29 protein-coding genes and 2 pseudogenes are annotated in these 26,534 nt (G+C 68.7%); 16 read left to right on the forward strand and 15 right to left on the reverse strand.

Features of this window, described 5'->3' with window-relative positions; all coding sequences use genetic code 11:
- Nucleotides 1–267 precede the first annotated feature (267 nt).
- On the reverse strand, nucleotides 268–5,109 hold the full coding sequence (gene mobF / locus OHB23_RS00800) for a MobF family relaxase (RefSeq protein WP_328810585.1): 4,842 nt from the start codon (nucleotides 5,107–5,109) through the stop codon (nucleotides 268–270).
- A gap of 330 nt (nucleotides 5,110–5,439) precedes the next feature.
- On the opposite strand from mobF, the gene OHB23_RS00805 reads away from it, so the two are divergent.
- Together OHB23_RS00805 and OHB23_RS00810 are read left to right on the forward strand one after the other, a co-directional pair.
- Nucleotides 5,440–5,808 (forward strand): hypothetical protein, encoded by a 369-nt coding sequence (locus tag OHB23_RS00805; protein ID WP_328810587.1) that lies wholly within the window; start codon nucleotides 5,440–5,442, stop codon nucleotides 5,806–5,808.
- A 17-nt stretch (nucleotides 5,809–5,825) separates the two neighbouring features.
- A complete protein-coding gene (locus OHB23_RS00810; protein ID WP_328810588.1) occupies nucleotides 5,826–6,443 on the forward strand; it encodes a hypothetical protein in 618 nt (205 codons plus the stop codon).
- Nucleotides 6,444–6,456: 13 nt separating this feature from the next.
- Here OHB23_RS00810 and OHB23_RS00815 read toward each other — a convergent pair whose 3' ends face one another.
- Entirely contained in the window at nucleotides 6,457–6,771 is a 315-nt protein-coding gene (locus tag OHB23_RS00815) for a hypothetical protein (protein WP_328810589.1), read from the reverse strand.
- Between the two features lie 138 nt (nucleotides 6,772–6,909).
- On the opposite strand from OHB23_RS00815, the gene OHB23_RS00820 reads away from it, so the two are divergent.
- The 4 genes from OHB23_RS00820 to OHB23_RS00835 all read left to right on the forward strand — a co-directional run bounded on the left by OHB23_RS00820 (nucleotide 6,910) and on the right by OHB23_RS00835 (nucleotide 9,320).
- Nucleotides 6,910–7,197: a hypothetical protein gene (locus tag OHB23_RS00820; RefSeq protein WP_328810590.1), complete on the forward strand. Its 288-nt coding sequence runs from the start codon at nucleotides 6,910–6,912 to the stop codon at nucleotides 7,195–7,197.
- A 190-nt stretch (nucleotides 7,198–7,387) separates the two neighbouring features.
- Nucleotides 7,388–7,765: a hypothetical protein gene (locus OHB23_RS00825; protein ID WP_328810591.1), complete on the forward strand. Its 378-nt coding sequence runs from the start codon at nucleotides 7,388–7,390 to the stop codon at nucleotides 7,763–7,765.
- Nucleotides 7,762–8,754 (forward strand): hypothetical protein, encoded by a 993-nt coding sequence (locus tag OHB23_RS00830; protein WP_328810592.1) that lies wholly within the window; start codon nucleotides 7,762–7,764, stop codon nucleotides 8,752–8,754. Before OHB23_RS00825 ends, OHB23_RS00830 begins: the two co-directional genes overlap by 4 nt.
- Nucleotides 8,751–9,320, forward strand: coding sequence for a thermonuclease family protein (locus OHB23_RS00835; RefSeq protein WP_328810593.1), 570 nt, complete (start codon nucleotides 8,751–8,753; stop codon nucleotides 9,318–9,320). The genes OHB23_RS00830 and OHB23_RS00835 overlap by 4 nt, the downstream gene beginning before the upstream one ends.
- 24 nt (nucleotides 9,321–9,344) lie before the next feature.
- Here OHB23_RS00835 and OHB23_RS00840 read toward each other — a convergent pair whose 3' ends face one another.
- The 4 genes and pseudogenes from OHB23_RS00840 to OHB23_RS00855 form a co-directional block, all read right to left on the reverse strand.
- A complete protein-coding gene (locus OHB23_RS00840) occupies nucleotides 9,345–9,701 on the reverse strand; it encodes a hypothetical protein (protein WP_328810594.1) in 357 nt (118 codons plus the stop codon).
- Nucleotides 9,702–9,836: 135 nt separating this feature from the next.
- Nucleotides 9,837–10,424 (reverse strand): DnaB-like helicase N-terminal domain-containing protein, encoded by a 588-nt coding sequence (locus OHB23_RS00845; RefSeq protein WP_328810595.1) that lies wholly within the window; start codon nucleotides 10,422–10,424, stop codon nucleotides 9,837–9,839.
- A 15-nt stretch (nucleotides 10,425–10,439) separates the two neighbouring features.
- Nucleotides 10,440–10,589 (reverse strand): hypothetical protein, encoded by a 150-nt coding sequence (locus tag OHB23_RS00850; RefSeq protein WP_328810597.1) that lies wholly within the window; start codon nucleotides 10,587–10,589, stop codon nucleotides 10,440–10,442.
- Nucleotides 10,590–10,631: 42 nt separating this feature from the next.
- Nucleotides 10,632–10,754, reverse strand: a pseudogene (locus tag OHB23_RS00855) (NrdH-redoxin); the annotation flags it as partial.
- A 205-nt stretch (nucleotides 10,755–10,959) separates the two neighbouring features.
- Between OHB23_RS00855 and OHB23_RS00860 the strand changes: the two are divergent.
- The 7 genes from OHB23_RS00860 (at nucleotide 10,960) to OHB23_RS00890 (ending at nucleotide 18,110) form a co-directional block, all read left to right on the forward strand.
- On the forward strand, nucleotides 10,960–12,159 hold the full coding sequence (locus OHB23_RS00860; RefSeq protein WP_328810598.1) for an IS110 family transposase: 1,200 nt from the start codon (nucleotides 10,960–10,962) through the stop codon (nucleotides 12,157–12,159).
- 529 nt (nucleotides 12,160–12,688) lie between these two features.
- Nucleotides 12,689–14,755 (forward strand): MMPL family transporter, encoded by a 2,067-nt coding sequence (locus tag OHB23_RS00865; RefSeq protein WP_328811699.1) that lies wholly within the window; start codon nucleotides 12,689–12,691, stop codon nucleotides 14,753–14,755.
- Nucleotides 14,756–14,781: 26 nt separating this feature from the next.
- Entirely contained in the window at nucleotides 14,782–15,039 is a 258-nt protein-coding gene (locus OHB23_RS00870) for a YgaP-like transmembrane domain (RefSeq protein WP_328810599.1), read from the forward strand.
- 68 nt (nucleotides 15,040–15,107) lie between these two features.
- Complete coding sequence (locus OHB23_RS00875; RefSeq protein WP_328810600.1) at nucleotides 15,108–15,530, forward strand: DUF302 domain-containing protein; 423 nt, start codon at nucleotides 15,108–15,110, stop codon at nucleotides 15,528–15,530.
- On the forward strand, nucleotides 15,527–16,306 hold the full coding sequence (locus OHB23_RS00880) for a sulfite exporter TauE/SafE family protein (protein WP_328810601.1): 780 nt from the start codon (nucleotides 15,527–15,529) through the stop codon (nucleotides 16,304–16,306). The genes OHB23_RS00875 and OHB23_RS00880 overlap by 4 nt, the downstream gene beginning before the upstream one ends.
- 60 nt (nucleotides 16,307–16,366) lie before the next feature.
- On the forward strand, nucleotides 16,367–17,743 hold the full coding sequence (locus OHB23_RS00885; protein WP_328810602.1) for an MBL fold metallo-hydrolase: 1,377 nt from the start codon (nucleotides 16,367–16,369) through the stop codon (nucleotides 17,741–17,743).
- Between the two features lie 97 nt (nucleotides 17,744–17,840).
- On the forward strand, nucleotides 17,841–18,110 hold the full coding sequence (locus OHB23_RS00890) for a metal-sensitive transcriptional regulator (RefSeq protein ID WP_222633379.1): 270 nt from the start codon (nucleotides 17,841–17,843) through the stop codon (nucleotides 18,108–18,110).
- 358 nt (nucleotides 18,111–18,468) lie between these two features.
- On the opposite strand, the gene OHB23_RS00895 is transcribed toward OHB23_RS00890, so the two are convergent.
- The 3 genes and pseudogenes from OHB23_RS00895 to OHB23_RS00905 form a co-directional block, all read right to left on the reverse strand.
- The gene (locus tag OHB23_RS00895; RefSeq protein WP_328810603.1) at nucleotides 18,469–19,056 is read right to left on the reverse strand and encodes a DnaB-like helicase N-terminal domain-containing protein; all 588 of its coding nucleotides are present in this window, start codon (nucleotides 19,054–19,056) and stop codon (nucleotides 18,469–18,471) included.
- Nucleotides 19,057–19,071: 15 nt separating this feature from the next.
- On the reverse strand, nucleotides 19,072–19,221 hold the full coding sequence (locus OHB23_RS00900) for a hypothetical protein (protein WP_222647698.1): 150 nt from the start codon (nucleotides 19,219–19,221) through the stop codon (nucleotides 19,072–19,074).
- Between the two features lie 89 nt (nucleotides 19,222–19,310).
- Nucleotides 19,311–19,436: pseudogene (locus OHB23_RS00905) on the reverse strand (glutaredoxin family protein); the annotation flags it as partial.
- A gap of 234 nt (nucleotides 19,437–19,670) precedes the next feature.
- Here OHB23_RS00905 and OHB23_RS00910 point away from each other — a divergent pair.
- Entirely contained in the window at nucleotides 19,671–19,850 is a 180-nt protein-coding gene (locus tag OHB23_RS00910) for a hypothetical protein (protein WP_328810604.1), read from the forward strand.
- 150 nt (nucleotides 19,851–20,000) lie between these two features.
- On the opposite strand, the gene OHB23_RS00915 is transcribed toward OHB23_RS00910, so the two are convergent.
- Both OHB23_RS00915 and OHB23_RS00920 read right to left on the reverse strand, forming a co-directional pair.
- Nucleotides 20,001–20,957, reverse strand: coding sequence for a DUF4192 family protein (locus OHB23_RS00915; RefSeq protein WP_328810605.1), 957 nt, complete (start codon nucleotides 20,955–20,957; stop codon nucleotides 20,001–20,003).
- Nucleotides 20,958–20,995: 38 nt separating this feature from the next.
- Nucleotides 20,996–21,136: a hypothetical protein gene (locus OHB23_RS00920; RefSeq protein ID WP_222626631.1), complete on the reverse strand. Its 141-nt coding sequence runs from the start codon at nucleotides 21,134–21,136 to the stop codon at nucleotides 20,996–20,998.
- Nucleotides 21,137–21,684: 548 nt separating this feature from the next.
- Between OHB23_RS00920 and OHB23_RS00925 the strand changes: the two genes are divergently transcribed.
- A complete protein-coding gene (locus OHB23_RS00925) occupies nucleotides 21,685–22,563 on the forward strand; it encodes a TIR domain-containing protein (RefSeq protein WP_328810606.1) in 879 nt (292 codons plus the stop codon).
- 123 nt (nucleotides 22,564–22,686) lie between these two features.
- Here the strand turns inward: OHB23_RS00925 and OHB23_RS00930 are convergent, their stop codons facing one another.
- Together OHB23_RS00930 and OHB23_RS00935 are read right to left on the reverse strand one after the other, a co-directional pair.
- Complete coding sequence (locus OHB23_RS00930) at nucleotides 22,687–22,827, reverse strand: hypothetical protein (protein WP_328810607.1); 141 nt, start codon at nucleotides 22,825–22,827, stop codon at nucleotides 22,687–22,689.
- Between the two features lie 111 nt (nucleotides 22,828–22,938).
- Nucleotides 22,939–23,226 (reverse strand): hypothetical protein, encoded by a 288-nt coding sequence (locus OHB23_RS00935; RefSeq protein ID WP_328810608.1) that lies wholly within the window; start codon nucleotides 23,224–23,226, stop codon nucleotides 22,939–22,941.
- Between the two features lie 476 nt (nucleotides 23,227–23,702).
- On the opposite strand from OHB23_RS00935, the gene OHB23_RS00940 reads away from it, so the two are divergent.
- Complete coding sequence (locus tag OHB23_RS00940; RefSeq protein WP_328811700.1) at nucleotides 23,703–24,077, forward strand: histone-like nucleoid-structuring protein Lsr2; 375 nt, start codon at nucleotides 23,703–23,705, stop codon at nucleotides 24,075–24,077.
- A gap of 376 nt (nucleotides 24,078–24,453) precedes the next feature.
- Here the strand turns inward: OHB23_RS00940 and OHB23_RS00945 are convergent, their stop codons facing one another.
- Both OHB23_RS00945 and OHB23_RS00950 read right to left on the reverse strand, forming a co-directional pair.
- Nucleotides 24,454–26,109 (reverse strand): ParB/RepB/Spo0J family partition protein, encoded by a 1,656-nt coding sequence (locus tag OHB23_RS00945; RefSeq protein ID WP_328810609.1) that lies wholly within the window; start codon nucleotides 26,107–26,109, stop codon nucleotides 24,454–24,456.
- A gap of 135 nt (nucleotides 26,110–26,244) precedes the next feature.
- Nucleotides 26,245–26,505, reverse strand: coding sequence for a hypothetical protein (locus OHB23_RS00950; RefSeq protein ID WP_328810610.1), 261 nt, complete (start codon nucleotides 26,503–26,505; stop codon nucleotides 26,245–26,247).
- Nucleotides 26,506–26,534 lie beyond the last annotated feature (29 nt).

Below are 26,534 nucleotides of genomic sequence, written 5' to 3' on the forward strand. Positions count from 1 at the left end.
TCCGATTGTGGTCAACGGACAGAATCGCCGCGATGACAGATCCCGACAGCAGAATGAAGACGACGTCGTCGCTGCGGTCAGCGGCCGAAGCGCTTCCCCATGTCAGGACACGCACCAGTACGGCAAGAAGATAGAGGCCGATCGCACCGGTCCGCGCATTTCCCATTCTTCGAACTTAGGTGTCTTCCCCGAAGCCCGCGTGCCGGGCACGCCGACGGTGAGTTGTGCGCGGGCGGGCAGCAACCGATCGCCCGTTGCTGACAAGCCTCACAAGTCCGGGCCGATGTCGCGGGTCCGGTCGACTGAGGTGTCTGCGGTGCCGGCGGGTTCGGCGCGTGTCGGTTTCGCGGCCGGTCGCCGGCGCCGTTCCTCCGCCGCGGCCTGCTCCGGAGTGAGGTCGGCTCGGCGATCGAGTTCGGCGCGGTAGTTGCGCAGCGTGTTCTCCCGGCGCGCTGCGATCGTTGCGGTGCGTGTGTGGTTCCGGCTCACCCCGACCTCGCGTAGCTTCCGGCGCAGCTCCTCCGTGGGCATCTCGGCCAGCGGGTTCGCCGCCTCGCGCGGCGAGGCGGCGGGTTGCGCCGAACGCACCGCGGTCTCGGTGGCGACCTCCCGGGGGTCGAGGGCGGCACGGCGATCGAGTTCTGCCTGCAGAGCGGTGACGCGTGCGGCCACCGCGGTGCGTTCCGGGCGTGCTGCGCGGAGCGTTGCGTCGGCGGTGGACGCTGCCCGGTTGTCGGCGTGCTGCGCGGCGGCGATCGTGTCGGACAGCGAGTGCTCCGCTGCCTCGGCGTTCGCTTGGATCTGGTCCCACTGCTCACGCGGCGGCGCGGCCGCGGTCGCGCCGGCGGCGGCGTCGACGGCGGCACGGTGGCGGCGGGTCCACAGATCGGTGTCCGCGGCGGCGTCGGCGATCCGGGCGTGATCGACGGTGCGACGACCGAAGCGGCCGGTGTCGGGTTCGCGTGCGGCGCGCTCGGCCTGTGTGGCGCGCTCCAGCTCTGCCTCGGCCCGGTCGACTCGGTGCTGTGCGGCGATCGCCTTGCGTAACGCCGCTGCTGCGGCGTCTGTTTGCGCCTGCTCGGCGCGTACTGCTGCCACGGACTGTCCGCCCAGTGCTGCTGCCCTGGCGGCGCCCGCGAGGCGGATGTCGCGGTCGAGTGCGGTCAGACGGGTGCGGGCCTGTGCGGCGGCAGCGTCGAGCTGGTCGTCGGTCAGTGCTCGGATAGGTGCTCGCCGCATCTGCTCGGCGGCCGCGGCGACGTCCGTGCTCGCGTGCGCGGGGGTGCGCACCGCGTCGGGTCGTTCGTCCAGCGTGCGCCGCGGTGCCTGGTCGGGCGCGAGTGCTTGATGGTCCTGCATTGTCGCTGGTTCGTTCGCGGTGGCTGCGCCCGCACGTTCGGTCGTACTGTCGGTCATGTGGAGGTAGGAGCGCAGTTCGTCGGTGTAGGCGGTGAGATCGGGATCGAGGTCGGTGACGGTCTCCGCGACGGCCGCGACGACAGCTCGGATCGCAGTGCGTTCTGTGTCGTCGAACCGGATCAGGTGTAGATCGAGATCTGCGGTGTCGGCGCCGAGTGCGGTGTCGACGACGCGTCGGGCCAGCTCGGTCCATTCGCGGTCGGTGAGGGTGTCGGCGACGCGAGCGGGAAGCGCACGTTGCAGGGCGGTGTCGGTGTCGATGTCGATCAGCGCCCGCACCGCGTTCCGGTACGCCTGTTGCTGCGGGTGGGTGTAGTCGAGGTCCGTCGCCCACACCGCGTCGGGGCCGTGCGGGTCTATGATCGCCGCGACCATCGCGGTGGCGAAGGTGCGCAGTTCCGTGTCCGCTCCGTGGTGCTGCGGGGGCAGTACGGGCACCGTCGACGGGGCCGCCGGTGTCTGCACGTTCTCGAGGCGGGCGAGGATCGCGACGGGGATGTTGCCGGCGCTGTGCAGTCCACGGTCGCTGAGGGCGTCGATGACGGAGTCGACGTCGGCGCCGCGGGCGATGGCGTCTCGGACACCGGCCACGGCGGCGTCCCACCCGCGCTGCGCCTTCGCGGTGGTGTGGATCGCGGTCGGGAGCACCGTGTCGAGCAGGTGCCGGGCGTGGGCGTCGCCGAGCTTGGCGGCGGCGGTGTCGTAGTAGTCGCGGAATCGGTGCGGGTCCGATGCGCGGGCCAGCCCGTCGCGCAGGTGCTCGACGGCGGCGCGTTCTTCGCCGTCGCGGGCGAGGATGCCGGCGAACACGTCGCCGGGTGTCTGTTCGGGCTGCGGTGGGTGGTCGAGGTCGGGCTCGGCGAGGGTGTCGGTGACGAGGTACGCGTAGTTGCCGGTCTTGCCTCGGGTCATCGCCACGTAGGCGGCCTGTCTGTCCACGGCGTCGGAGAGCAGGGCGCGGCCGACGTCGACGGTGAGTCCTTGGGCGCGGTGGATGGTGTGGGCGTAGCCGAGTTCGGTGTGACCCTGCACGTACCAGGCGGGCAGCACCGTGTGCGCGCCGTGCCGGTTGCCGGTGACGGCGATACTTCCGTCCTCACCGACACCGGTGACGGTCCACAGGTCACCGTTCTGCACGGAGAAGCGGCGGCCGGCGGCGTCGGTGGCGCGCAGCTCGGCGCGGTTGCGCCTGGTGACCACGACGTCGCCGACGTGTGCACGGGCGGTGTCCGACAATGGCGCGGAGATCCCGTCGCCGGTGCCGGCTTCGGTGTGGTGGATCGCCTGGGCGGCGGTGTTGAGTTGGCGGACCTGTTCGTTCGTGGGGGCGAGCATCACCGACGACAAACCGTCGCGGGTGTCGGCGAGGTGATCGTCGAGCAGACGCACCAGCAGCTCGTCGTCCGTGCCGCCGATCATCCGGTCGCGGGTGCGGTAGAACTCGATCGCCGTGTCGTCGCCGGTGCGCAGTCCCAGCGACGCGGTCGCCTCCGCGGGGTCGCGGAAGCGCACCACGTCGACGAGCTCCGGCGCACTCGTCTCGCGGGCGAGCATGCCGAGCGCGCCGCCCGCGTCGACGGCGTTGAGCTGTGCGGAGTCGCCGATCATGCGCACCACCGCGCCGCGTTCGGCGGCCAGGGCCACGAGCTGGTCGAGGTCGCGGGTCGAGGCCATGCCTGCTTCGTCGACGAGGATCAGGGTGCCGCGGTCGATGGCGGTCTCGGTGCCGATGCTGTGCCGGTGCAGTACAGAGGCGATGGTGCGGCCGGGCACACCGACGTCCTCGCCGAGCACCGTCGCGGCGGCGGCGGACGGTCCCAGCGCGAGGACGGTGCGGCCTTGTTCGTGCCAGGAGTCGACGAGCAGTTTCATCGAGGCGGTCTTGCCGGTGCCGGCGGGACCGATACCGACGGCGACGAGTGTTTCGGCGGTGGCCAGTCGGCGTGCCATCTCAAGCTGTCCGTCGTTGAACACGAATTCGACGCCCGTACGGGCGGATTCGAGTGCTTCGCGGCGTGCGCGGGCACCGTCGAACGCGTCCGCCGAGACGGTGAACACCGTCTGGGTGTGGACGGCGTCGATGAGGCGCTGTTCTGCGTCGAGGACCGCTGCGCAGGAGTAGCGGGACGCGCCGTGGTCGGTGAACACCGACTCCCCCGACGCGCGCGTCAGCGCGGACGGGAGGTCGTCGAGGGTGATGTCGAGGAGCAATGAGTCGCGGTGCAGGGCGGCGTGGGTGACCTGTTCGACGGCGCGCCTGGCTTGAGCCGGGTCGGCGAACCGGATGCGGGAGAGCTCGTCCTCGACGACGGTGCGCACGTTCGCCTCCGTCCACGTCGACCGAGCGGTGGACACGCGGTCGATGACGCGACCCGCCCACTGCTGCGCGTCGACCTCGGTGACGACGTCGAACGTCGCCGTGGGTGACTGCACCGAGGCGAGGAGTGCGTCAACCCCGCCGTCGGCGCCGCGCTCGGCGAGGAAGGTCTCGGCGCGTTCACGCCAGTGACCGCGCATCACCGACAGCGACACCGGCGGCGCTTTGCCCGACCGGGTGTCGAGCGTCGCCTGCTGCACGAGTCGGATCTGCTGCGCCTTCGACGGGGTGCGCCCGTGCTCGGCGCGGTACTCCTCGGTCAGCTCGCGCGCGCGGTCCATGATCGCGTCGCGGCGCGAGAACTCCGACAACAGTTCCTGGTCGAACCCGACGATCTCGCGCACCGGACGCTTGCCGTCGGCTCGGGCGCGGTCCTCGAACTGCACGCCGGCGTAGCAGGCGGTCTTGTCCGCGACGAGAAAGTTGTAGCGGGCGGCCGCGGCGACCGCGGCGCGGTGCAGTGGACGCGCATCGAGGGCGCGCCACTTGCCGTCGGCGGTGGTGCGGACCTTGTTCGACACCGCGCAGTGCGTGTGCAGGTTCGGATCCCCCGTGCGGTTGTCGTAGTGCACGAACTGGGCGATGACCAACCCGTCCGTCTCGACTTGCTCGGTCGATCCCTTGCCGCGGCGGGTGAACCCGGCTTCGGCCTGGATCCACTCCAACGTCTCGTTCACCGCTTCGGTGTGGGCACGCTCGACCGCTTCCTTGGCGGCGGCGTCGCCGAGTCCCCACAGGGCGCTGATCGACTTCTGTGGGGTGAACACCAGGTCGTATCCGGCGACGGGGTGACGCACCTTCGACTCCTGGGCGCGGATGAACTCCGTGAGCTCCTTCGGCAGTCCGTCGCGTCCGTGCGCGTCGCGGAAGAACGACTGCGCCACGTCGAGGCGGACACGCTGACGCTCCCCCGCCGACATCGCCTTGCCTGCGTCCTTCGCCGCGGTGGCCGTCGCGTCCTTGACGGCGGCGAGGTAGGGCACCTTGTTCTCGAAGCTGGGGAACGGGCGACCGAGTTGCTGCGCGGCGGCGGTGCGGTCGACGTTCTCTCCCGACACTGCGGCGCGGGCGATGTTCGCCTCCGCGTCCGGGTGCAGCCCTTCACCGAACAGTGCCTTCATCTGCGTCTCGGACACCACACCGTCGACACCGAGTGCGGTCGCTCCGCGGCCGGCCCACAGTCCGGGAGGTGCGCCCTCGGCGGTGTAGTAGTCGGCGATGTTCTGCCCGCGGGTGACGGTGTGATCGCACGCGGCGACCTGCTTCGTGAGGTAGGTGTATCCGTCGCCCGCGTGCAGGCGGTGCAGCGTCATCACCGCACACCACCGCCCCTGGCACCCGTGAGCGGTGCCTCTGCAGGCCGTCCTGCCGTGGTGCGAACTGGCCGCTCAGCGGCCCATTCAGGGCGCGTCAGACCCCCTTTGTGGGGGTCGAACGACCAGGTGTGCACAGTCCGATAGTGCCGCAGGCGCTCTGCAAGAGCGAATGGTGTGTGCGTTACGGGTCAGGCGAGGGACGAGGTGCTGGGTGACGACGGAGGAGGAATGGCTGTTTGAGGGTCGACAATGCAGCGGAACGTCGACACGGGTGGGGTTGTGTTAGGAATCGGCGGGCAAGTGGCGATTGCGGCTAGGGTGACCGGCATGGCGTCCACCTCGGCCCGCGTCGCGGCGCGCACCCGCGCACGCGACGCGCAACGCAAAGTCCTCGCCGCCCGCGCCGAACGCGACAAGGCGAACATGGACTCGCTCACCGAGTTTTTCACCGCAGCCGAAGAGATCGACGCTGCCCGCCGCCGCCAGGCCGGCGCCCTCGCCGCGATCCGTCAGCGGGAGGGAACTCTCACCGCGGCCGCCGCGCTGGCCGGCCTCACCCTCGGCGAAGCGCGCACCCTGCTCGCCGTGCTCACCGCGCCGGACCCGGCGCCCGACGACGACGCCGCGGCGACGTCGACCACGAATCCCGTCCCGCACACCGCCGACGCTTCCGACTCGTCCGAGTCGGCGGTCTAGCACCACTGCGGGTGCAAATGCCTCCCCCCGATCCGGCGTTGCACGACCCGGTGCCCGGTCAACGCGCCCTGCCCGGTCTGCCACCGGTCGACGGTCAACTGCTCCTGCCCGGCTTCGCCGGCGTCGCCGCGCCGCCGGCGCGCAGCTCTCACCGCGGTACCCCGCTGGCCGCTCCCCCGTCGGCTGCGACGATCGCACGGTTCCGCTCCAAAGTGGTGCTCACTCCGGGGTGTCACTTCTTCGTCGGGGCGGTGTCCAACCCGGACGGGTACGGGCGCATCAACTTCGTCGACGGCGGCGTCCAGCGCACCCTCGGTGCGCACCGGTTCGCGCTGATCCTCGCGCACGGCGACCTCGGCCCCGACGTCATCGGGGAACACGAGTGCAACGAGACGTTGTGCGTGCGCGTCGGCGACGGGCACCTCAAGCTCGGCACTCAAGCGGGCAACCTCGCCTACGCCGTCGCCACCGGCCGGCACCTCGGACCGACCCCCGCCTACGCCGATCCGCGCGGCCGTTACGGTCGCGCGCTCGCCATCCGCGACGCACTCGCACACGGGTACGACGCGGAGCGGCTACACGCCGCCCTCATCGGCACCGACGCGAACACCATCGCCGCACCGACACTGTTCTGATTTCGCTGGACGCTCACCCCTCGCGACGGGTGCGCGTAACCCGGACCCCCGTCAGAGCGAGGGCCATTGCGACGACGGCACCCGTTGCCGCACCGATCAGCGGGTAGCTCCACCACGGCAACCTCAACTGGTTCCACCAACTCAAGCTGGTGCCGATCAACGGGTCACTCGGATCCGTCATGGACACCCCGCGCAGCGGGACGTATTCACCGCTGTAGATGACCTCGCCCTCAGGCGAGGGGATGTGGAACGTAATTCCTTCCGCACCGAGAAAGACCAGTCCGAGCACGGCGCCGAACACTGTTGCCCAACCGATCAGCTTCGTCACACGCGCAAGACAATCACGGGGTCGCGTCGGCGGCGGGTTCGTGGTGTCAGACCTGTCCTGTAGGAACCGGGGCACACACCTCGTGTGCCGCACCGACAGACCAGCGGTGCACTCCCCCTCGTCGTTGGGAGACCGCTCGTGCTCACCCCGTTCGCCATCGCCGGTGCAGGACTGCTGATCCTCGCCGTGCGTCACGTCGCCGTCCATGGTCGCGGCCGGTGGGCCACCGCCGCCGGATGGTCGGTCATCCTCGGCAGCATCGCCGCCAGCGTCACGATCGCCGTCGCCACAATCGCGTTCCTGGCCACGTTCTTCGCAGCGTTCGGTCTCGTACTGATGGTGTTGGCGTTCATGATCCCGCTCGCCTACCTCGGCGGGTCGGTGGGCAACGGCAGCCGTGGGGTCTACCCGCGCCGCTACTACTGACCCCCGAGCATGCGCGCGGCGCGGCCGTGCACATGTCGGGACCATGATTTAGAGTCGTCCGTGTTCGACCGTCGATGAGGGTCACGGTCGAGCGTCCATCACCACCGGCACCACCACCGCACGACAGCTCCACCAGTCGTGTGCGTTCGGTTGCGTATGCCGGTCGACGCTCCCATCTCGAAAGGCCCTCATGTCTGCCATCACCACGCTCGACAAGTCCGCTGTCCTCGCTCGCGCTCGCGAGGCGATCGACACCCGCACCCGGTTCGTCGAGACACTGTTCGACGCCGCCACCGAGGCCGCCGCCGCACACTCCGCCGTCGCCGACGCACGCGACGCCGCCGCGACCGCGGACACCGCATTCGAGAAGGCGTACCGCGACGCGCTCGCCGCCGGATGGACCGCCGCGGAGCTCAAGGCCGCCGGCCTCCCCACCCCGTCCGCACCACGCCGGTCCGGTCGCCGCAGCACCCCCCGGCGCAGCAAGGCAACGACCCCGACAGTGCCGACACCGGTCGACACCGCACCGAGCGATGGCGCGGCCGTCGACGAGCAGGCAACCGCATGACCGGCGCGACCACGGCGGTCGAGGCGACGGTCTGGCGGCGCACTCCGGCGGGGGAACCCGGCCGCACACCGTTGGCGCACGGGGTGTTCGTCGACGACGCCGGCGCACACGAGTTCATCGCCCACCAGATGCACACCCTCCCCGACCGTGGGGTCGACGACGTGATGATCCAACTCGTCACCGTCGACGGAGACGGTCCGGCACGACCTACCCGCAACATCGTCGGGTCCACGTCCTCGGTTCTCGCGGATCTAGCCCACCCCGACCAGGCGGCGCACGCGATCGCCTCCGTCCTCACCCGCACCGCCCAGACCCGCAGCGTGGACGTCGCCGCGGTGTTGGAGCATGCGGCCGCGTCGGCGGCGGCGAACGTCGGCGGCACCGACACGTTGTTGGCGGCGTCGCCGCAGTCCGAGTCGGCGCAGCACGTCGCCGCACTGGCGGCGTTCGGGACCGACCCGCAGTTGCCGTTGGCGAAGCGGACAGCTCCGGTGGTGCTCTACCTCGAGACCCGCGACCAACAGCTCTCCGACTACGGGATCCAGGAACTGTGGCACCGGGACCGGACGAGTATCCGGGCGGCGATGCGGCCGGCCGACCTACCGTCCTCGGAGGTGACCGAGCTGGGCGCGGAGCTTGTCGCCGTCGACCGGCTCTACGCCGCGGACACTGACGCCTACCTCGCCGCGTGGACCGCGGCGGCGACGGAGAAGGCGCGGCGGATGGGTTTGCGGGAGTCGGTGCCGGTGGTGGTGTCGACGGAGGAGACGGAGTTCTTCGACGACGGGGATCTCGAACCGATCTACGATCACGCGTTCGCGCTCGCCCCGTTGCCCGGGTGTGGGTACGTCCCCGATACGTTCCCGCACCGGTCGCTGGACGGCGGTGTCGACGTCGAGGCGTTCATCACCGCAGAACATGCCGCCCGCCGGGGGTACCGCGACCGCGTACGCGGACACACCGACACCGACGAACAGGTGGCGTCGTGACCCGGCGTCGCCGAGTCTGCGGCGCGGTGGTCGGCGCACTGTCGGTGTGCGCATTCGTCGTCGCTTGCCGACCACCGGCGGATTTTTCGGTCGTACCGGAGCCGGTCCGCGGTTGGTCGGAGGACGTCGGTGTCAGTGAGGCGGTGACGGTGACGTACGTCGTCGACGGTGACACCGTCGACGTCGTGACCTCCGCCGGCTGGACAACACGGGTGCGGGTCATCGGCATCGACACCCCGGAGACGAAGCGGCCGGAGACGCCGGTGCAGTGCTGGGGTCCGGAAGCAACCGACTTCGCGCGATCGCTGCTCGGCGGGCGACAGGTCGGGATGGTCACCGATCCGAGCCAGGACGAGGTCGACGACTACGGCCGACTCCTGCGATACCTGGTCCTCCCCGATGGGCGGAACTACTCGATCGTGGCAGCCGAGGCAGGCACCGCTCGCTCGTACGTCCACGACCAAAGCAATCCGCCCACCGCCGCGGCGGACATCAACGACGCAGAGAACCGCGCACAGGCAGCGGGTGTCGGTCTATGGGGACCGCCCTGCGACGGGGGTGAGTGATGGACGGGGGCCGACGCTGCCGGTTCAGGGCCGCGTCGACTCCCGTCCGCCGAGCCGGTCGGTGCGGTCGTCGGCCTCGATCTGTTCGAGGAACGTTTCGCTCTCGTGTGTTCGATTGCGCCGCTGGACCAGCATGGCGGTGAGAGCACCGGCACCTGCGCTGAGCAGTGCGATTGCTGCCAGTACGGGAGCAGGGACCTGCATTGCCACCAGGACAGCGAACATGCTGACGATCACGATGACCGGCACGGCCACGTGGAGACCGATCGCGAGTCGGCCGCGCTGTGCGAGTCCGGGCTTCGACGTGCGGGCAACAGCCACAGGCACGGCAACCGCCGCCAGAATCAGGCCGGCAGAGAATGCGATTCCAACGATGCTCAAAGGGTCATCCTTCACGTCTGGGTGTTTTCGCCGCGTTGGCCTCGATAGTGCCGGGCGGTACCGACACTCCCGCCGTGCGTCGCTCGGGTGGGCGCGGTCGGGCCGGACCGTGTCGGTCACGACGGACGTCGTGGATCACGCGCTCGCCCGGGCAGCTCGGAAAGTGTTGAGCCGCTTCCACGCTGCCCGCTGTGCGGTGCCGAGTTCGACCATGTAGTCGAACAGCTCGTCCTCGGGACCTTGTTCAGCCGCCTGGATGAGTCGCTGCCCGGTGATGTGGAACGACCGCCGGTAGGACTGGGAGAGCACGATGTCGGCGTAGTGCACGGCGGCGGAGGATCCGGTGGTGTCGGCGGTGACGACGTCCGCGAGTGCTCGGCGCAGCGGTGCGTCCTTCTGCCCTCCCCCGGCTCGGTGCAGGACGGCGGCGACGGAGGCGGGGTCGTGCGGTTGTCCGCTGGTGACGAGGTCGGCGATGACGGTGAACAGTTCCGCGTAGGCAGGCTCGGCGAAGTCGGCCGGCACCAGGGCGTCGGTGACGCGCACGGCGGCGGCGGTGTCCGTGGACCACATGAGCGCGCAGAGGGTCAACGATTCCGGGTCGGTCCGCGGGTCGAGGCCGGCGCCGGTGTCGGTGCCGGGGTCTGCGATGTCGGGTGCGAGGTCGAGGACCGGGTCGCTTGGGTTCTGCTCGGGTTCGGGGACGGCCCGTAGTGCGCTCATGACGTGTTCCCTGCCTTACCGGGTGTCGGTGGAGTCGGCGGCCGGGTGGGTGGTCCAGGGGCCGGGGATGACGACGGCGCCGATGGTCTCGGCGGCGAGATCCGCTTCGATCTGGGCGGCGATGAAGTCGTGGTCGGGCTGGTAGTCGAACGCGAGGTGCGCCATGGGTGGGGTCTCCTTCGGTCGGTGGTGGGTTGTGAGGTTCGGTCAGGCCGCGGCGGCGGCGAGCTGCTCGATGCGGGTCACCCGATGTCCTGACCAGTGGGTGTCGGGGCCGGCGACCACGACGGGTGCGGCCAGGTAGCCGAGGGCGAGGACGTAGTCCCTAAAGTGCTGCATGTCCGGCAGGACCGGACGCCCGGAACGGTGGGGTGTAGCAGAGGACGTAGTGCATTCGAGTCGCTTCCCGCGAATGGCTGCCCCACCGGACTGGACACTCTGGCCGCACATTGAGATCTGCGACGACAGTGTCGCTGATTAGGGACCTGATGGTGGAGCTGTCCTCGGGAACGACGCACTGACAGAAGGAGAACCGATGGCCGAAGTGGAGCTGTGGATCGGAATCGACGTTGGTAAACGCACCCATCACGCATGCGCGATCGACCACGCCGGCACCATCGTCTGGTCACGGCGCGTCGACAACGATCAGACTGCCATCGACGACCTCATCCGGTCGGTGGGCACCGCGAACGTGCGGTGGGCGGTCGACCTGACCAGCGCGGTGGCCTCGCTGCTCCTCACACTCCTCACCTTGGCCGAGCAACACGTCGTCTACATCCCCGGCCGGGTCGTGCACACCATGGCGTCCGCGTACCGCGGCGAAGGCAAGACCGACGCCAAGGATGCCCGCCTCATCGCCGACATCGCCCGCACACGAACCGATTTGGACACCGTGATGGTTCCGGAGCCTCTGGTGCTCAACCTGCGCCATCTCACCGGTTACCGAGCGGAGCTGATCGCTGACCGGGTGCGCACCGTCAACCGTCTCCGCGGCCTCCTGAACAGCATCTTTCCCGCCCTTGAGATCGAGCTCCGGTTCCTCGGGCGGTCGGCCCTACTGCTGCTGTCCACGTTCTGCACACCAGGGGCGATACTCGGGGTCGGCGCCGACGGTCTCGACGCGCACCTCGCCGGCCTCGGTGTGCGCAGCGACCGGCGCAGAACGGTGGTCACCGCCGCGCTCGCTGCCGCGCAACGGCAAACATGCGTCGTCGCCGGTGAGGAGGTCACCGCGGCGCTGGTCAGGCGGATGGCCGGTCGGCTCCTGGCCATCGACAGCGAGACCAAAGAAGTCGACGAGCAGATCCAGGATTTGTTCCGCCAGCACAAGTACGCCCGAGCACTCGAATCCGTGCCCGGCATCGGCGCACGGCTGGGAGCGGAGTTCCTCGTCGAGACCGGTGGGACGCTGGACGGGTTTGCCACCGCCGGCCACCTCGCCTCGTACGCCGGCCTCGTACCTGTTCCTCGCGACTCCGGCCGCATCACGGGCAACCTTCGACGACCCAAGCGGTACAACCGGGGACTTCGCCGGATGTTCTACCTCGCAGCACAGGGCAGCCTGAGCACCGATGGTCCCTCACGCGAGTACTACCAGCACAAACGCGGCCAGAACAAGGTGCACACCCAAGCCCTGCTCGCCGTGGCGCGCAAACAGGTCGACGTCGTGTGGGCCCTGATCCGCGATGACCGCGTCTTCACCCCAGAGGCACCCGGGCGACTCCGGGCTGCCTGACTGCCGCGGGTCGACCGGCCGATGTCGCGGCGGGACGTCCACACACACTGGTGGAAAGAGCCCTGCGCCCACAGGCTCGTCTCCGTCGATTGAACACGCCTGGCCCTCCCCAATACCCCCTGGGGTACTTGCATACCCCCCCTCGTATATGGCACGGTGGGTGTCGTCCAGGCGATCGAACTCAGAAGGAGCGCCCCGTGTGCCGTCCCGCCGAGTGCCCCCAGTGCGGCAAGACCACGTGGTCGGGCTGCGGCCGACATGTCGACAGCGTGATGACTTCGGTCCCGCAGTCGCAACGCTGCACGTGTGACCGCCGGTCCGCACCGTCCCCATCCGGCGGCCTGCGTTCGCTGTTCCGCCGCTGAGCTCACCTCCACTCAGTTCTCGACGGCGGCCGCTCCCGGCCGCTTGGATACCCCCACCCGTATAGGAGTCCACCGTGTCCCAGCCCGACACCGTCGCCGAATCCCGGCTCGGCGACCACCACCACGACAGTGCCCCCGGCCGCCTCGGCCGGTGGGGCTCGGCCATGGTCACCCGCCGCCGCTGGGTCTTCGGCACCTGGTTGATCTTGTTGATCGCCCTCGGATCCGTTGCGCCGTCGGTGTTCTCGTCCCTCGCGGGTGCCGGGTGGCAGGCGAACGGATCGGAATCGGTGCAGGTCCGCGAGCTGGCCGAGGAACACTTCGGCGGCAACTCCTCCGCCGCGGTGCAGGTCGTCGTCCACAGCGACTCCGGTGCGCTGACGGACCCGGAAGCGACCGCCGCGCTCACCGGCGCGACCGACATCCTGAACGCGGACCCGCGTTTCGGTGAGATCGTGCCCCCGCAGCAGGGGATGACGATCAGCCCCGACGGGCGCACCGGCATCCTGATCGCCGGCGCCGACGGCACCACCGACGAGATGGTCACCGCCGTCGACGACGTCAAGGACCAGCTCACCGCACTCTCCGGCGACGGTGTCGAGGTCTACCCCACCGGTGCGTCGGCGCTGTGGTCGGACTTCAACAAGGCCAACCACGACGCGATGATCCAGGCCGAACTCATCTCCTGGCCCGTCACCCTCGCCATCATGGTTCTCGCGTTCGGCTCACTCGTCGCCGCCGGATTACCCCTGCTGCTGACCATCGCCGGTCTCGTCGCCTCCGCCGGCGGGCTGGTCCTGCTCAACGAGATCACCCCGATCTCGGTGTGGGCCATGAACTTCGCCATGATGTTCGCCCTCGCACTCGGCATCGACTACGCCCTGTTCCTCGTCGCCCGCTTCCGCGACGCCCTGCGCTCCAGCGATCCCCGCGCGGCCGTCGCCGAGACCATGGACACCGCCGGCAAGGCCGTGGTCCTGTCCGGGCTCACCGTCCTGGTGAGCCTGTCCGCCGTGCTGATCGTCCCCGCCCCCGCGGTGCGGACCATGGCCGTCGGCATCATGCTCGCCGTCACCTTCGTCCTGCTCGCCACCCTCACCCTGCTCCCCGCCGCCCTCGGCGCGCTCGGATCGAAGGTCAACGCCGCGTCCCTTCCCTACGCGAAGCGTCAGCAGCACCGCTCGCCGATGTTCGCCGCGTGGGGCGCTCTCCTGCACAAGCACCCGTGGCCGTTCGCGCTCGCCTCGATCGGCGTCCTCGTCGCACTCGCACTGCCGGTCCTCGGCTTGAAGGTCGCGATGCCGTCGATCTCCGTGGTCCCCGAGGACGCACCGGTGCGGCAGGGCTACGCCCTCGTCCAGCAGCAGTTCGGTGACGGCGCCCCCGGCGCACTGCAGATCGTCGTCCCCGAGACCGACGCCGCCGACACGGCCTCTGCCGCTTCGGAGGTGCCCGGTATCGCGATGGTCACCCCGCCGCAACCCGCCGCTGACGGCTCCGGCTACGCACTCCTGCAAGTGATTCCGGCTGTCGACCCGTCCGACGAGTCGATGGGCACCATTCTTGCCGACCTCCGTGGCGAACTGCCGGAGTCGGCGCTGGTCGGCGGCGCACCCGCGGAGAACCTCGACCTGCAGCAGGCCCTGAACGACTATCTGCCGCTCGTCGTCACGATCATCCTGATCCTCGGGTTCGTGCTGCTCCTCGTCGCACTGCAAGCACCCCTGATCGCTTTCCTCGGTACCGCGGTCAGCCTGCTCTCCACCGCCGCCGCGTTCGGCGTCGCCAAGCTGATCTTCCAGGACGGGCACGGCGCCTCGCTGCTCGGCTTCACCCCGCAGGGCTTCCTGAACGGGTGGGGACCGGTGTTCTTCTTCGCGATGATCTTCGCCATCGCCATGGACTACACCGTGTTCCTCCTCGCCACCGCCAAGGAGCACTACGAGCGCACCGGCGACGCGACGACGGCGATGATCGACGGTCTCGCCCACTCGGGTCGGGTCATCTTCGCCGCGGCCGCGGTGATGGTGGCGGTGTTCTTCACCTTCGCCCTCGCAGACCCGCTCCCGCCGAAGGAGATGGGCATCATCCTCGGCGTCGCCGTGCTTCTCGACGCGGTGCTCATCCGGTTGATCCTGCTGCCCGTCCTGCTCCGACTGACCGGTTCCGCCGCCTGGTGGTCACCCGTCTGGCTCCGCAAGGCTCTCCCGTCCATCAGCTTTTCGCACTGACACCCCACGACCGGAAAAGGACACTCATGACCACCACTGTCCGTCCCGCCCGCGTTCCCGCCGGTTTCACCGGCTGGCCGATCGAACGCTCGGTGCCAGCGCTGGCCGGCATCGTCGTCGCCGCCGGGCTGGTCCTCGGGGAGACCGCATCGCCGTACTGGCGGCTACTCAGCGCGTTCGCCGCTGCGAACCTGGCCCTCTACGCTGCGGTCGGGTGGTGCCCGGCGAGCCTGCTGCTGCGCCGGATCGGGGCGCGCAGTCTTCGCGCCGCCGACCGCGGGTAACCCGCAACCACAGCACCGGACATCTTCACCACCGAACGACTGCATCGCCGACGAAAGGAACCACCCTCATGAGTATCGCCCTGACCACCACCCTGACCGGCACCGACTTCGACACCGCCGTCCAGCGCACCCGAGACGCTCTGGCGGAGCAGGGTTTCGGTGTGCTCACCGAGATCGACATGCAGGCCACCCTCAAGGCCAAACTCGGTGAGGACATGGAGCGCTACCTGATTCTCGGCGCGTGCAACCCACCCCTGGCCCACCGCGCCGTCGGCGTCATGCGCCAGATCGGCCTGCTGCTTCCCTGCAACGTCGTCGTCCGCGAGGACCCGGACAACGCGGACGTGATCATCGTCGACGCCATGAACCCCGACATCATGGTCGAGGCGACCGGTGAACCGGCGCTCGGCGACGTCGCGCGCGACGCCGCGACCAAGCTCCGCGCTGCGATCACCGCCCTCGGCGGCGACGGGGACACCCGGAACCGATGACGCTGGCACTGGGGCTGGTCCTCGGCGCCGTCATCGGGGTCCTGTTGGGACTGCTCGGCGGTGGAGGGTCCATCCTGGCCGTACCCGTTCTCGTCTACGCCCTGCATCTCCCGCTGGCCGAGGCGATCCCGGTGTCGCTGCTCGTCGTCGGATCGGCGTCCCTGACCGGGGCCGTCCCGAAGATCCTGGCACGGCTGATCGAGTGGCGACTCGCGGCGATCTTCGCCGGCACCGGCATCGTGGGGACCTTCCTCGGGAGCGGCGCCGGCCGACACCTGCCCGAGTCGGTCGTGCTGGTCGGGTTCGGGCTGGTCATGATCGCGGCCGCAGTACGCATGCTCCGCGGCGACGCCTCTCTCGGCACCGCCTGCCGAACAGGCACCTCGGGGATCGACTGGCGACGCTGCGCCCCACGGTCGATCCCCACCGGCTTCGCCGTCGGTGTGCTGACGGGCCTGTTCGGTGTCGGCGGGGGTTTCCTCATCATCCCGGCGCTGGTGCTGCTGCTCGGCATCGAGATGACCGTCGCGGTAGGGACGTCGCTGGTGGTGATCGTGGCCAACTCCGCAGCGGGACTGGTATCCCACACCGACGGGCTCGGCGGCAACTGGGCCCTCACCGCGACGTTCGCCGGGGCGGCGATCGCAGGGTCACTCGTCGCCGGCCGCTGGGCCGACCGGGTGAACGCCGACCGCCTGAAGAACTGGTTCGCCTACCTGGTGCTCGCCGTCGCCGGATACGTGCTGATCGACGCCGCTCACACCATCGTCACCTGACACCCCCACACCCTCACTGCCCTGACCACCCGATCGACACACCCGTGACGAGGAGCATCCATGACCACCACAGACACCCCCGACATCGCCATCATCGAGACCTCGAGCCTCGGCGATCGCAGCTACCTGATCAGCCACCACGGCATCGCCCTGGTCGTCGACCCCCAACGCGACATCGACCGCATCGAGACCCTCGCTCGGGAGAAGAACGCTCGCATCACCCACGTGTTCGAGACGCACATCCACAACGACTACGTCACCGGCGGGCTCGAACTCGCCCGCGCGACCGGTGCGCAGTACGTCGTGCCGGACGGCGACCCGGTCGGCTTCGAGCGGCGCGCCGTCGTCGACGGCGAAGTCGTCGACGCGGACCCGCTGTTCATGCAGGTGATGCACACACCCGGACACACGCACCATCACGTCAGCTATGTCCTGCGGGGCACGAACGGCACCCCGATCGCCGTGTTCACGGGCGGCTCCATGCTCTACGGGTCCACCGGGCGCACCGACCTGCTCGGATCCGAACACACCCACGACCTCACCCACGCCCAGTTCCATTCGGTGCGCCGACTGGCCGACGAGCTCCCCGCCGACACCGAGGTATACCCCACACACGGATTCGGCAGCTTCTGCTCCGCCACCCCCACCAGCGGCGAGTCCTCCACCATCGGCGAACAACGCAGCGCCAACCCCGCGCTGACCCAGGACGAGCAGACCTACGTCGACACCCTCATCGACGGCCTCGCCGCCTACCCCGCTTACTACGCCCACATGGGCGTCATCAACACCGCCGGCCCCGCCCCCGTCGACCTGTCCATGCCGACACCGGTGGACCCGGCGGAGCTGCGCCGGCGCATCGAGGCCCGCGAATGGGTCGTCGACCTGCGCTCGCGCACCGCGTTCGCCGCCGGTCACCTCGACGGCAGCCTCGGATTCGAGCTGTCCTCCAGCTTCGTGACCTACCTCGGATGGCTCTACCAGTGGGGCGCACCCCTCACCCTCATCGGCGACACCGCCGACGACATCCTCACCGCGACCCGAGAACTCGCACGTATCGGCATCGACTCACCGTCCGGGTCCGCGGTCGGCGACATCACCGACCTCACCGGAGACCACCCCGTCCGCAGCTACGGAACAGTCGACTTCGCCGGCCTGCGAGACACCCTCGGACGCAACGACAATGACCTCGTCGTCCTCGACACCCGCCAACCCGAAGAATACGACGCCGGCCACATCCACGGCGCCGTCAACATCCCCCTCCCCGAACTCGCCGAACGACACCACGAGATACCGGCAGGTGAAATCTGGGTCCACTGCGCCTCCGGATACCGGGCATCCATCGCCGCGTCGATCCTCGACCGCGCCGACAGGACCGTCGTCCTCATCGACGACGACTACGACCACGCCGCAGAACTGGGCCTGGACACCGAACACTGACCACAGGTCCCACACCGCGGCACGCATACCGACAGCTCATATGCCCCCAGGGGTACTATGGCAGATACCATCGACACCACTGAACAGGGGCACCACCATGATCGGCGACGACGACAGCATCGCACTGGTACTCAACCGACTCCGACGCGCCAACGGCCAACTCACCGGGGTCATCTCGATGATCGAGAACGGCCGCGACTGCAAGGACGTCGTCACCCAACTCGCCGCCGTCTCCCGCGCACTCGACAAAGCGGGGTTCAAGATCGTTGCCACCGGACTGCGTGAGTGCATGACAGGTGCCACCGCCGATGACAAGGAACCCATGACCGAAGCGGAACTCGAGAAGCTGTTCCTCGCGCTCGCCTGATCGTCGACGGCTTCTCTTACCGCAGAGCGGTCCGCGCGCGGACCACTCGCGGCATCCGGTGTACTACATGCGGTTCGGGACAGCACCTCTGCGTTCGATCTCATCAAATACGCCCTTCTGACGGTCGCACGTCAGAACAGCGAGCACTGCGTATCGCCGGCTGTTCCGTCACCCGTGCCGCACCATGTGCGGTACAGATGTTCGGCGACGCGGGTATGCACCTCGAGTTCGTCCGCGAGCTCGGCCCAGTTCACACCGCGGGCCCGCTCAGCGTCGAGCCACCGACCACTCTCGAGCCCAACCGTAGTGAGCGTTCCGTCGGCCGCGAAATAGCGTTCATCGATGGCGGATCCAGTCCTCATGCGTGCGCTCCCCCGGCTCGGAAGGTGTTGAGCCGCTTCCACGCTGCCCGCTGTGCGGTACCCAGTTCGACCATGTAGTCGAACAGTTCGTCCTCGGGGCCTTGTTCGGCGGCCTGGATGAGTCGCTGCCCGGTGACGTGGAAGCTTCGCCGGTAGGACTGGGAGAGCACGATGTCGGCGTAGTGCACGGCGGCGGACGATCCGGTGGTGTCGGCGGTGACGACGTCGGCCAACGCTCGGCGCAGCGGTGCGTCCTTCTCCCCTCCCCCGGCTCGGTGCAGGACAGCGGCGACGGAGGCGGGATCGTGCGGCTGCCCGGTGGTGACGAGGTCGGCGATGACAGCGAACAACTCGGCGTAGGCGGGCTCGGCGAAGTCGGCCGGCACCAGGGCCTCGGTGACGCGGGCGGCGGCGGCGGTGTCGACGGACCACATGAGCGCGCAGAGGGTCAACGATTCCGGGTCGGTCCGCGGGTCGAGACCGTCACTGGTGTCGACGCCGGGGTCTGCGGCGTCGGGTGCGAGGTCGAGGACCGGGTCGCTCGGGTTCTGCTCGGGTTCGGGGACGGCCCGTAGTGCGCTCATGACGTGTTCCCTGCCTTACCGGGCGTCGGTGTAGTCGGCGGCCGGGTGGGTGGTCCAGGGGCCGTGGATGACGACGGCACTGGTGGTTTCGGCGGCGAGGTCCGCTTCGATCTGGGCGGCGATGAAGTCGTGGTCGGGCTGGTGGTCAAACGCGAGGTGCGCCATGGAGTGGGTTCTCCTTCGGATCGGTGGTGGATTGCGAGGTTCGGTCAGGCCGCGGTCGACACCTCTACTTGTTGACAGACGGATTGAGATTCGCGGGCTTCGGTGTCGACGCTGATGTCGACGGCGGTGTAGTCGAGGCCGGCCTTGTCGAGTGCCCGAAACGTCGCCCGGCACTGCTGGCAGTTGGGCTTGGTGTAGACGGTGATTCCGGACATGGCTCACGCCTTTCGACTATTCGGTGGAGTGGTTCCATTCTATTTCACAACCGGGTTTATTTCCACCGCTGGATTGTATTTGTTCGATAACGATGAATCGGCTTTATCTGTTGCGCTGCAACCGATATTGCGGCGTTCGAGAATGTCGTTAGGTCCCGTTTCGGCGGGTTTGTGTAGTGCGCTTTTCTCTCGTCATTTGCGGGTTTGTTCGCGGCGAGAGTCTAGGATCGCGGAATGACGTATTCGCGTGTGGAGTCGGATTTGGTGGCGATGGCGTTGGATCGAAGTGCACCGTCGGATCTCGCGGTCGAAGCGATGGTGTCGGGGGTACCTGTCGAGGAGACGCTGCCCCGTACCGCTGCCCCGGGCGCTGTGGATGTGGTGTGGGTGCCGGAGGACATGCCTGACCTGTGATCGCGGTGGCCGGCCCCGGTCGGTGGCGACAGGTTCGCTCGGTGGTGGGTGCGTCGAGGTCGGTGTGAGGGCTCGATGCCCGATCGCCGGCTGCCCCCCGCCGGTGGCCGGGCGTCCCCCGCTGGCTGCGGGAGCCGCCCGGCCCGTGCTCTAGTCCCGGTCGGGTGCCCCGGGCAGGTGCGCCCCGGTGGTGGCGCGGACAGTCTCGGCGTCGACGTCGAGGGTCCGGATCTCGTCGGGGCTCATGGCGGCGTCTTGTGCCTGACGGAGTAGACGGAGCATGTGCGGGGTGGCGATGCCTGCGCTGTTCGCTTCGTCCTCTGCCGCGTCGTAGGCGATGTTCGCGGCCGCTCCGTCTCCGGCGCAGTGGCAGAGCCACCCGGCGATGCTGAGGGCCTGGATGCGGGCTTCTCCTCGGGTGTGGCGGGCGATGGTGGCCATGACGGTGTGCGCGGATGTGCTGCCGTAGAGCGGGAGCCGGAACATCGCGTCGCGGACGGGCAGTGCGGTGATGACGGCGGCGGTGCGGGCGATGAGGCCACTGTCGGGCAGCTCGTCGGCGTAGACGACTGCGGCCAGGTCTTCGAGTACCTGCGCGGCGTCGGCGTGCTCGGCCGGGTGAACCTGGATGGCGTGGGCGTAGCGGTCCCCGATGGCGGTGCGGCTGCCCTCGATGGCCGTTCCGGCGAGGGCGGTGCTGGCGGCCAGTTCGGACGCGATGGGGTCGACGTCGAACGTGTCGAGGGTGTCGAGGTCCTGGGCGGTGGCCGGTTCGGCGAGGGTGGGGACCCAGTAGGTGCCGATCACCTCGACGGCGGTGGCGAGGATTCCGGCGATGACCAGGTTCTCGACGGCGGCCGCTTTCTTGCCGGGTCGGTCTGCGATGGTGACGATGACGACCGACTCGATGCCGTGGCGACGCAGGACGTCGGTCATTTTGTGCGCCTGCGCGGCGACGTCGACGCGGTCGAACCGGGCGGCGAAGGTGAGGGTCTTGCCGGTGAACGCGAGCACGACGATGGACTCGGTGGGGACGTGCCGCAGGGCTGCGGGGATGGCGGCGATGACCTGGGCTGCGCTGGTGAGGGTGATGCGGGGTTGCGTCATGAGGGTGAACCTTTCGGGTGGTGTGGCTGGGGGGACGGTCAGGATCGGAGTGCGCGGCGTGCGTTACGGCGGTCGTAGCGGGCGCTGGCTCGTTTGACGGTGCGGCGGATCTTGGGGGCGCCCTGCTTGTGGACGAGGATGTCGATCTCGTCTGCGGTGGACGGGTGCTGTGCGCGCATGACTGGTGCTTCCTTCCGGGACTCGTGTGGCTCGGTCCTTGTCCCTCACCACGTTCTTTCGCCGTCATCTGGCGTGGCGCAGAGGAGGCGGCGCACGGGAACGGCGTCCTGCACCCGAGACGAAAAGTTCTCAGCCGGAGGCGTTCTGAGAAGTTTTCGGACCCCGGAGGGGCCGGAGCGCAGCGGAGGTCGGGTGTGGGTAAGACGGGCACGGGTGACGCAGCATCGGAGTAGCCAGATGTGTCGAAAGAACGAACGCTCTTCCAGGGTGCGGAGCGCAGCGGAGCTCCACTAGGCGGACGCCCGCAGGGTGGCCTACGCCCGGACGGTCACGGCCGGCCTGCGATCAGGGACCGCCGGCCACTCCCCTGAGCTGCCACCTTCCACTGTCGCGGCCGGGTGGCGATTGTGCGGGAGCGACGGAGCCGGCCCACGTCCCGTGGGTCGCGGTAGCACTGAGGCGTTTCCACAGCGTGGGATGCACTGAACACACCTACTGACCTGCAATTTTATTCAAGCGGCCGGATCGACGCTGATAGTGTCGTTCGATGGCAGACGACGATCTCAAGGTTTTCATCAGCTGGTCGGGCGACCTTTCACGTGAGGTCACCAGGGTTATCCGGCATTGGCTTCCGAAGATGTTTGACCGCATCGATCCCTGGATGTCAGACATTGATATTCAGGCAGGTACACGCGGTCTCACCTTGATCGAAGAGCGCCTGAATGAAAGCCAGTTCGGAATCATCGTGATTACTGTCGACAACATGGAGAAGACGTGGCTGAATTTTGAGGCAGGCGCACTATCCAAGAAGTTTGGTGAAAGCGTTCTCTCACGTGTCGTGCCGATTATGGTTGATCTCGACAGTGTCTATCAGATAACCGGTCCTATTAGACAGTTCCAGGCTGTGAAGTTGGACCAGAACGGGATGCGATCTCTTCTCGAATCGATAGCTCAGGTCACCGGCAACGATTGGGATTCCATCAAGACCAGGTTCGAGTGGTCGTGGCAGGAATTCGAGGAAGCCCTGGATAAGGCGCGAGAGATTGCAGGCGCGCAACCGGAAGCTCCAAAGCTCGGCACTGACGATCTGCTCAAGCAAGTGCTGAACGCGGTGCAACAAATCGGTGCGCCTCAAGCGCCTACGCCGCGCCGGTTCAAAGATCCGTCACAGTCGGCCCGACAGCGCCAAGAAGACGAGGATATTCGTGCAGTGGCCACGGCCATGAATTTGGGTGTGAGGCAGATAGTCAGAGCCTTCGGCGGGGAGATTTTCATATCGGTTGTCTCGGACACTGTGGTGAGTTCGAAACATGCGGATGCGTTCAGGCGCGAATTGCAGAAGTTTCTGACCGGCGATCTGCAGATAGCATTCAAAGAGGCGGACGATGTCGACGGGGGCAGGGACAGCGCAGCGCCGAGAGATTGATCTTCCGGCGAACATGTCGATGCACTTAGTTTGGTGCTGCGTCTGCCGTTCGCCGTTCGCCCGGAGGGCGGACGGTCGCGTGCGGCGCGGAGCGCCGGGAGGAACGGTGCGAGCGAAGCGAGCTCAATGCCCTTCGGTGTTCGCGGGGACGAGGCCGGCGCGGAGGATGCGGAAGGGGTAGGCGCCGGGTGCGTCTGCGTGGGTTTCGCTGGGGGTGATGGTGGCGTGGGTGTCGTCGAGTTCGGTGATCTCGAAGGTGGTCACGCCGTGGGCGTGGAGTTTGACGCGGTCGCCCGTTTGCACAGCCGGTGATCGTATCGCCGGGGACCGACAGGTCCTCATCCGTGAGGCCGGCGTCGGCGAGCAGGTGCGCGGTCAGGGCCGTGGTGTGTCGGGTCGGTGGCCGGGGCTGCTGCTGAGGTCGAAGTTTCCGGTGTGGGGGCTGGCCGCCGGCCGGGTGGCGAGCGCGGCCGAGACCTGCTTTTCGAGGCGGGGGTTGGGCCGTTCGGGGCAGTAGGTAGCGGCGTCGCAGGAGCTGGCGATGCGCATGACGGCGGGGTCGGGTTTGTGGGCCTCGCCGGTGTCTGCGGTGCGCCGTTCGGCGTCGGCGGCGGCGTGTTCACGCAGGCTGCGGGCGTGTTCTGCCCAGTCGACGCGGGTCATGGCGCTCCCCGAGATTGCTTGTGGTGGTGATGCGGGGCCGAGTGCTTCCCGGGTCGAACCGTCGGTGCGACCGCCACTCAGCCCCGCTTCATCAGGCTAACAAGAATCGAACATGTGTACTAGTTCAGGTCGGCCGCTTCAGGGAGCCTGGCCAGGTCGGTGGATCGGTACCAGTCGCGGAGTCGCCCGGGGGCGACGGTGAGGTGGCGGTGCGCTCGTAGGACTTCGGTGACGTGGTCGTGCGCGTCCCGCAGATCAAGATCCTCGGGGTCGTGGCCGTCGCCGGCGAGGACGAGGCCGGCGCGGTCGTCGTCACGGTTCATGACGGGTTGGACGCACCGGACGGCGCGGTGGTTCCCGCCGGCACACTGTGCGCCGACACACCGGCCCGGTCGCGGTACCGGATGGTGTGGTTGTGGGACGGTGAGCAGGCATTTGTCGACCGTTTCACCGAGGAAAGACGGGTACATCGCACCGTGGCCAAGAATTTGATCGTCGAGCTGACCGATGACATCGACGGGTCCGTCATCGCCGACGGCACCGGGGAGTCGATCGAGTTCTCCGTCGACGGCGTCGACTACGCGATCGACTTGAAGGACAAGAACGCGAAGGAGTTTCGGAAGGCGCTCGGTTATTACATCGAGCACGCGGCGAAGGTCGGCGGCCGCAAGCGTGGTGGGCACACCTCTGTTGTCCGCGCCGCCGCTGAGGCCGCCTCGAAGAAGTCGTCGAAGCGTGATCCGGAGCAGACGCGGGCGATCCGTGAGTGGGCCACCAGCAACGGGTACGAGGTCAGTGCCCGGGGCCGGATTCCCGCTGCGGTCGTCGAGGCGTTCGACGCCGTTCACTGACTGGCCTGCCCTCGCCGCGCGGCATCTGATCTCCTGGGCCGCGTGGCGGACTGGGTACCGGCGGTGGCCGGCGCTTCTCGGGGGAGCGCGAGGGGGTGTCCCCCTCGCCCGGCCGGGGACCGTCAGGACCGGACACCACTGCGAAACCTGCTTATTCGCGAACCCACATTCCTAGGAGCTACTTCATGGCACGTAAGACTCGTCGCTCGTACACCCTCGTCAACTTCCTGGTCGACGTCATCCTTTTCTGCCTCACGGCTGGGCTCTGGCTCATCTGGATCTTTGTTCGCGAAATGCGCCGCTGACCCTTCTGAACACACCCACTGTGGGCGGTGCGGGTGCCCCGAGTTGTGGGGCACCCGCACCGGTCACCGGGTCATTCGCCGCTGGTGGCGGTGACTTCGGTGTAGGCGTCCTCGGCGGTGTTCTCGCCGGTGACGACCTTCTCGACCGGGCCGGTGGTGTAGCCGTGCTCGGTCAGGAACGCCAGGTACCGGGCCGCTCCCCTGGGGAGGCCGTCGCGGGTCCACCGGGTCTGCGGGCTGGACCGCCACCACGACTTGTCGGAACCGGCCATGCGGGCTTCGAGCGCGGCGAGCACCAGCGCCAGCATGAGCACCTGGGCGCGGGCGTCGGTGGCCTTGTCGATCAGGTCGGCGATTCCGGTGATCGGGTCGGCACCGGGCACCACCTCGCGCAGCACCTCTCCGGCCTTGCCTTCGGTGAGCAGATCGGGCGACCCGGCGAGGGTCGCGGCGACCCATCCGGCGCTGCCCTTCGGCGCGGTCTTGCGCGTCAGGAGCGCCGTGATGTGCTCGCGGCGGAGCGTGGTCTCGGCGAGACCTGCGGCGTTGAGCGCCTTCACCCGGCGACGCTCGACCCGGTCGGCGTCGGCCGCCTCGGCGGCGCGGCGTGCCGCGTCGTCGGTGTCGACCCCGGCGGTGGCGCATCCGTGGGCCACGGGGGTTGCCTGCGGCACCTGGTAGCCGTGGTGCTCGGCGTCGTCGGCGCTCATCCAGTAAGACGTTTCCCATGCCCACCCTTCCGACACGGTCCCCCGGTGGCGCTTGCCCTCTGCGGGTGCGTCGTCGGGGCCGTCGGCGTCCCAATCGACGGTGTCCTCGTCGACGTGCTCGCCGGTCTCGGTGTCGATCCATGCCTCGACGCGGTCGGCCCACACCGACCACCGGTCGGGGTGCTCGGTCGGGTCGACCGGCTCCCCCTCGCCGGTGCGAACCTCTCCTGCGTAGTACCAGCGCGCGTCACCCGTTTCGGGGTCGACGGTGAGGACCGGGTGACCGGCCTCCCCGTGTGCGGTGAGTGCTTTCGCCCGCTCGCGTGCGTTCTTGCGGTCCTCGGTGAGCCTGCGCGCCAGGTGCGGGAAGTTGTACGGGCGATTCTCGGCGGCGTCGAGGAGCTGCGCGACGGCGTCCTCGTCGCCCATCTTCTCGAACGCGGCGATGATCGACGCCTGCTCGAGGTCGAGTTGCCCGGTATCCAGCGCCGCCCGCGCGGCGTCGGAACCACCGACCCGCCCGGCGATCTTCGCGGCCTTCTGGGTGACCGACAGGGCTTGAGCGACCTCTTTGACGGACACGCCGAGGTCGAGCAACTGGGCGACACCTGCGGCGCGCTGGCCGTCGGTGAGGTCGGCGCGCTGGTCGTTGGAGACGATCTGCTCCACGATGCGGGTGGTGTCGGCGGCGACCTGGTCCCCGTCCTGGGTGCGGATGAGCACCGGGACGACGGGGGTGTCGGTGGCGATCGCGGCGAGCGTGCGCCGTTGGCCGTCGATGACGGCGAGGGTGCCGTCGCCCCGGCGCACGGTCAGGATCGGGTGCAGGACTCCGTGCTCGCGGATCGAGGCGACGAAGTCGGGGGTCTGGTCCAGGTCGACGGTGTCGCGGACGTTGTCGGCGACGTCGAGGACGTTGGGGTCCACCTGGGCGAACACCGTTCCCAGCGCACCGGGATCGGCGTGCTCGGCGGCGGGTTCGGTTGTCGCGGTGGTGGTGTCGATGGTTGCGGTCATGATGGTGTCTCTCCCTGATATTGTTTTCGGTGAGACACCGGGCAGGTAGGCACTGTCCGGTGTTTTTCTGTCTGGTGCTGGTCGGGTGGTGTGGTCCCCGGCCCGGTGGTCCGCGGCTCCGCTCCTGGTCGGCGGTCATGCGGTGCCCTGCGCCCTTCCGGCTGCTTCGGCGACGTCGATCTGGGCCTCGGTGGCTCCGGCTTCGCGTGCGGTGCACGCCCAGTAGGCGGCGCGTTCGCGGTGCGCGGCCTCGGTGGATGCTTCGGGGTTCGCCGCTGCCTTCTGCGCCCTGGCGGTGTAGGCGGTGATCTGGGTGAGCGCCCGGGTGCGGATGGTGAGCACCGCCGCCCCTACTGCGGCGCGGTTCGTGGTCTGAAAATCGGCGGTTGTGGTCATGGCTGCGTGCTCCTCGGTGGGTGTGGGGT

The organism is Rhodococcus sp. NBC_00294 (assembly GCF_036163995.1).
In the GTDB taxonomy this organism is placed as follows: Bacteria; Actinomycetota; Actinomycetes; order Mycobacteriales; family Mycobacteriaceae; genus Rhodococcoides.

Bases quoted from the DNA above. Each gene is read 5' to 3' on its own strand.
- mobF (WP_328810585.1), bottom strand. From the start codon at position 5,109: ATGACGCTGCACCGCCTGCACGCGGGCGACGGATACACCTACCTCACG.
- OHB23_RS00805 (WP_328810587.1), top strand. From the start codon at position 5,440: ATGGCGTCCACCTCGGCCCGCGTCGCGGCGCGCACCCGCGCACGCGAC.
- OHB23_RS00810 (WP_328810588.1), top strand. From the start codon at position 5,826: ATGCCTCCCCCCGATCCGGCGTTGCACGACCCGGTGCCCGGTCAACGC.
- OHB23_RS00825 (WP_328810591.1), top strand. From the start codon at position 7,388: ATGTCTGCCATCACCACGCTCGACAAGTCCGCTGTCCTCGCTCGCGCT.
- OHB23_RS00830 (WP_328810592.1), top strand. From the start codon at position 7,762: ATGACCGGCGCGACCACGGCGGTCGAGGCGACGGTCTGGCGGCGCACT.
- OHB23_RS00845 (WP_328810595.1), bottom strand. From the start codon at position 10,424: ATGAGCGCACTACGGGCCGTCCCCGAACCCGAGCAGAACCCAAGCGAC.
- OHB23_RS00850 (WP_328810597.1), bottom strand. From the start codon at position 10,589: ATGGCGCACCTCGCGTTCGACTACCAGCCCGACCACGACTTCATCGCC.
- OHB23_RS00860 (WP_328810598.1), top strand. From the start codon at position 10,960: ATGGCCGAAGTGGAGCTGTGGATCGGAATCGACGTTGGTAAACGCACC.
- OHB23_RS00865 (WP_328811699.1), top strand. From the start codon at position 12,689: ATGGTCACCCGCCGCCGCTGGGTCTTCGGCACCTGGTTGATCTTGTTG.
- OHB23_RS00870 (WP_328810599.1), top strand. From the start codon at position 14,782: ATGACCACCACTGTCCGTCCCGCCCGCGTTCCCGCCGGTTTCACCGGC.
- OHB23_RS00875 (WP_328810600.1), top strand. From the start codon at position 15,108: ATGAGTATCGCCCTGACCACCACCCTGACCGGCACCGACTTCGACACC.
- OHB23_RS00880 (WP_328810601.1), top strand. From the start codon at position 15,527: ATGACGCTGGCACTGGGGCTGGTCCTCGGCGCCGTCATCGGGGTCCTG.
- OHB23_RS00885 (WP_328810602.1), top strand. From the start codon at position 16,367: ATGACCACCACAGACACCCCCGACATCGCCATCATCGAGACCTCGAGC.
- OHB23_RS00890 (WP_222633379.1), top strand. From the start codon at position 17,841: ATGATCGGCGACGACGACAGCATCGCACTGGTACTCAACCGACTCCGA.
- OHB23_RS00895 (WP_328810603.1), bottom strand. From the start codon at position 19,056: ATGAGCGCACTACGGGCCGTCCCCGAACCCGAGCAGAACCCGAGCGAC.
- OHB23_RS00900 (WP_222647698.1), bottom strand. From the start codon at position 19,221: ATGGCGCACCTCGCGTTTGACCACCAGCCCGACCACGACTTCATCGCC.
- OHB23_RS00910 (WP_328810604.1), top strand. From the start codon at position 19,671: ATGACGTATTCGCGTGTGGAGTCGGATTTGGTGGCGATGGCGTTGGAT.
- OHB23_RS00915 (WP_328810605.1), bottom strand. From the start codon at position 20,957: ATGACGCAACCCCGCATCACCCTCACCAGCGCAGCCCAGGTCATCGCC.
- OHB23_RS00920 (WP_222626631.1), bottom strand. From the start codon at position 21,136: ATGCGCGCACAGCACCCGTCCACCGCAGACGAGATCGACATCCTCGTC.
- OHB23_RS00925 (WP_328810606.1), top strand. From the start codon at position 21,685: ATGGCAGACGACGATCTCAAGGTTTTCATCAGCTGGTCGGGCGACCTT.
- OHB23_RS00935 (WP_328810608.1), bottom strand. From the start codon at position 23,226: ATGACCCGCGTCGACTGGGCAGAACACGCCCGCAGCCTGCGTGAACAC.
- OHB23_RS00945 (WP_328810609.1), bottom strand. From the start codon at position 26,109: ATGACCGCAACCATCGACACCACCACCGCGACAACCGAACCCGCCGCC.
- OHB23_RS00950 (WP_328810610.1), bottom strand. From the start codon at position 26,505: ATGACCACAACCGCCGATTTTCAGACCACGAACCGCGCCGCAGTAGGG.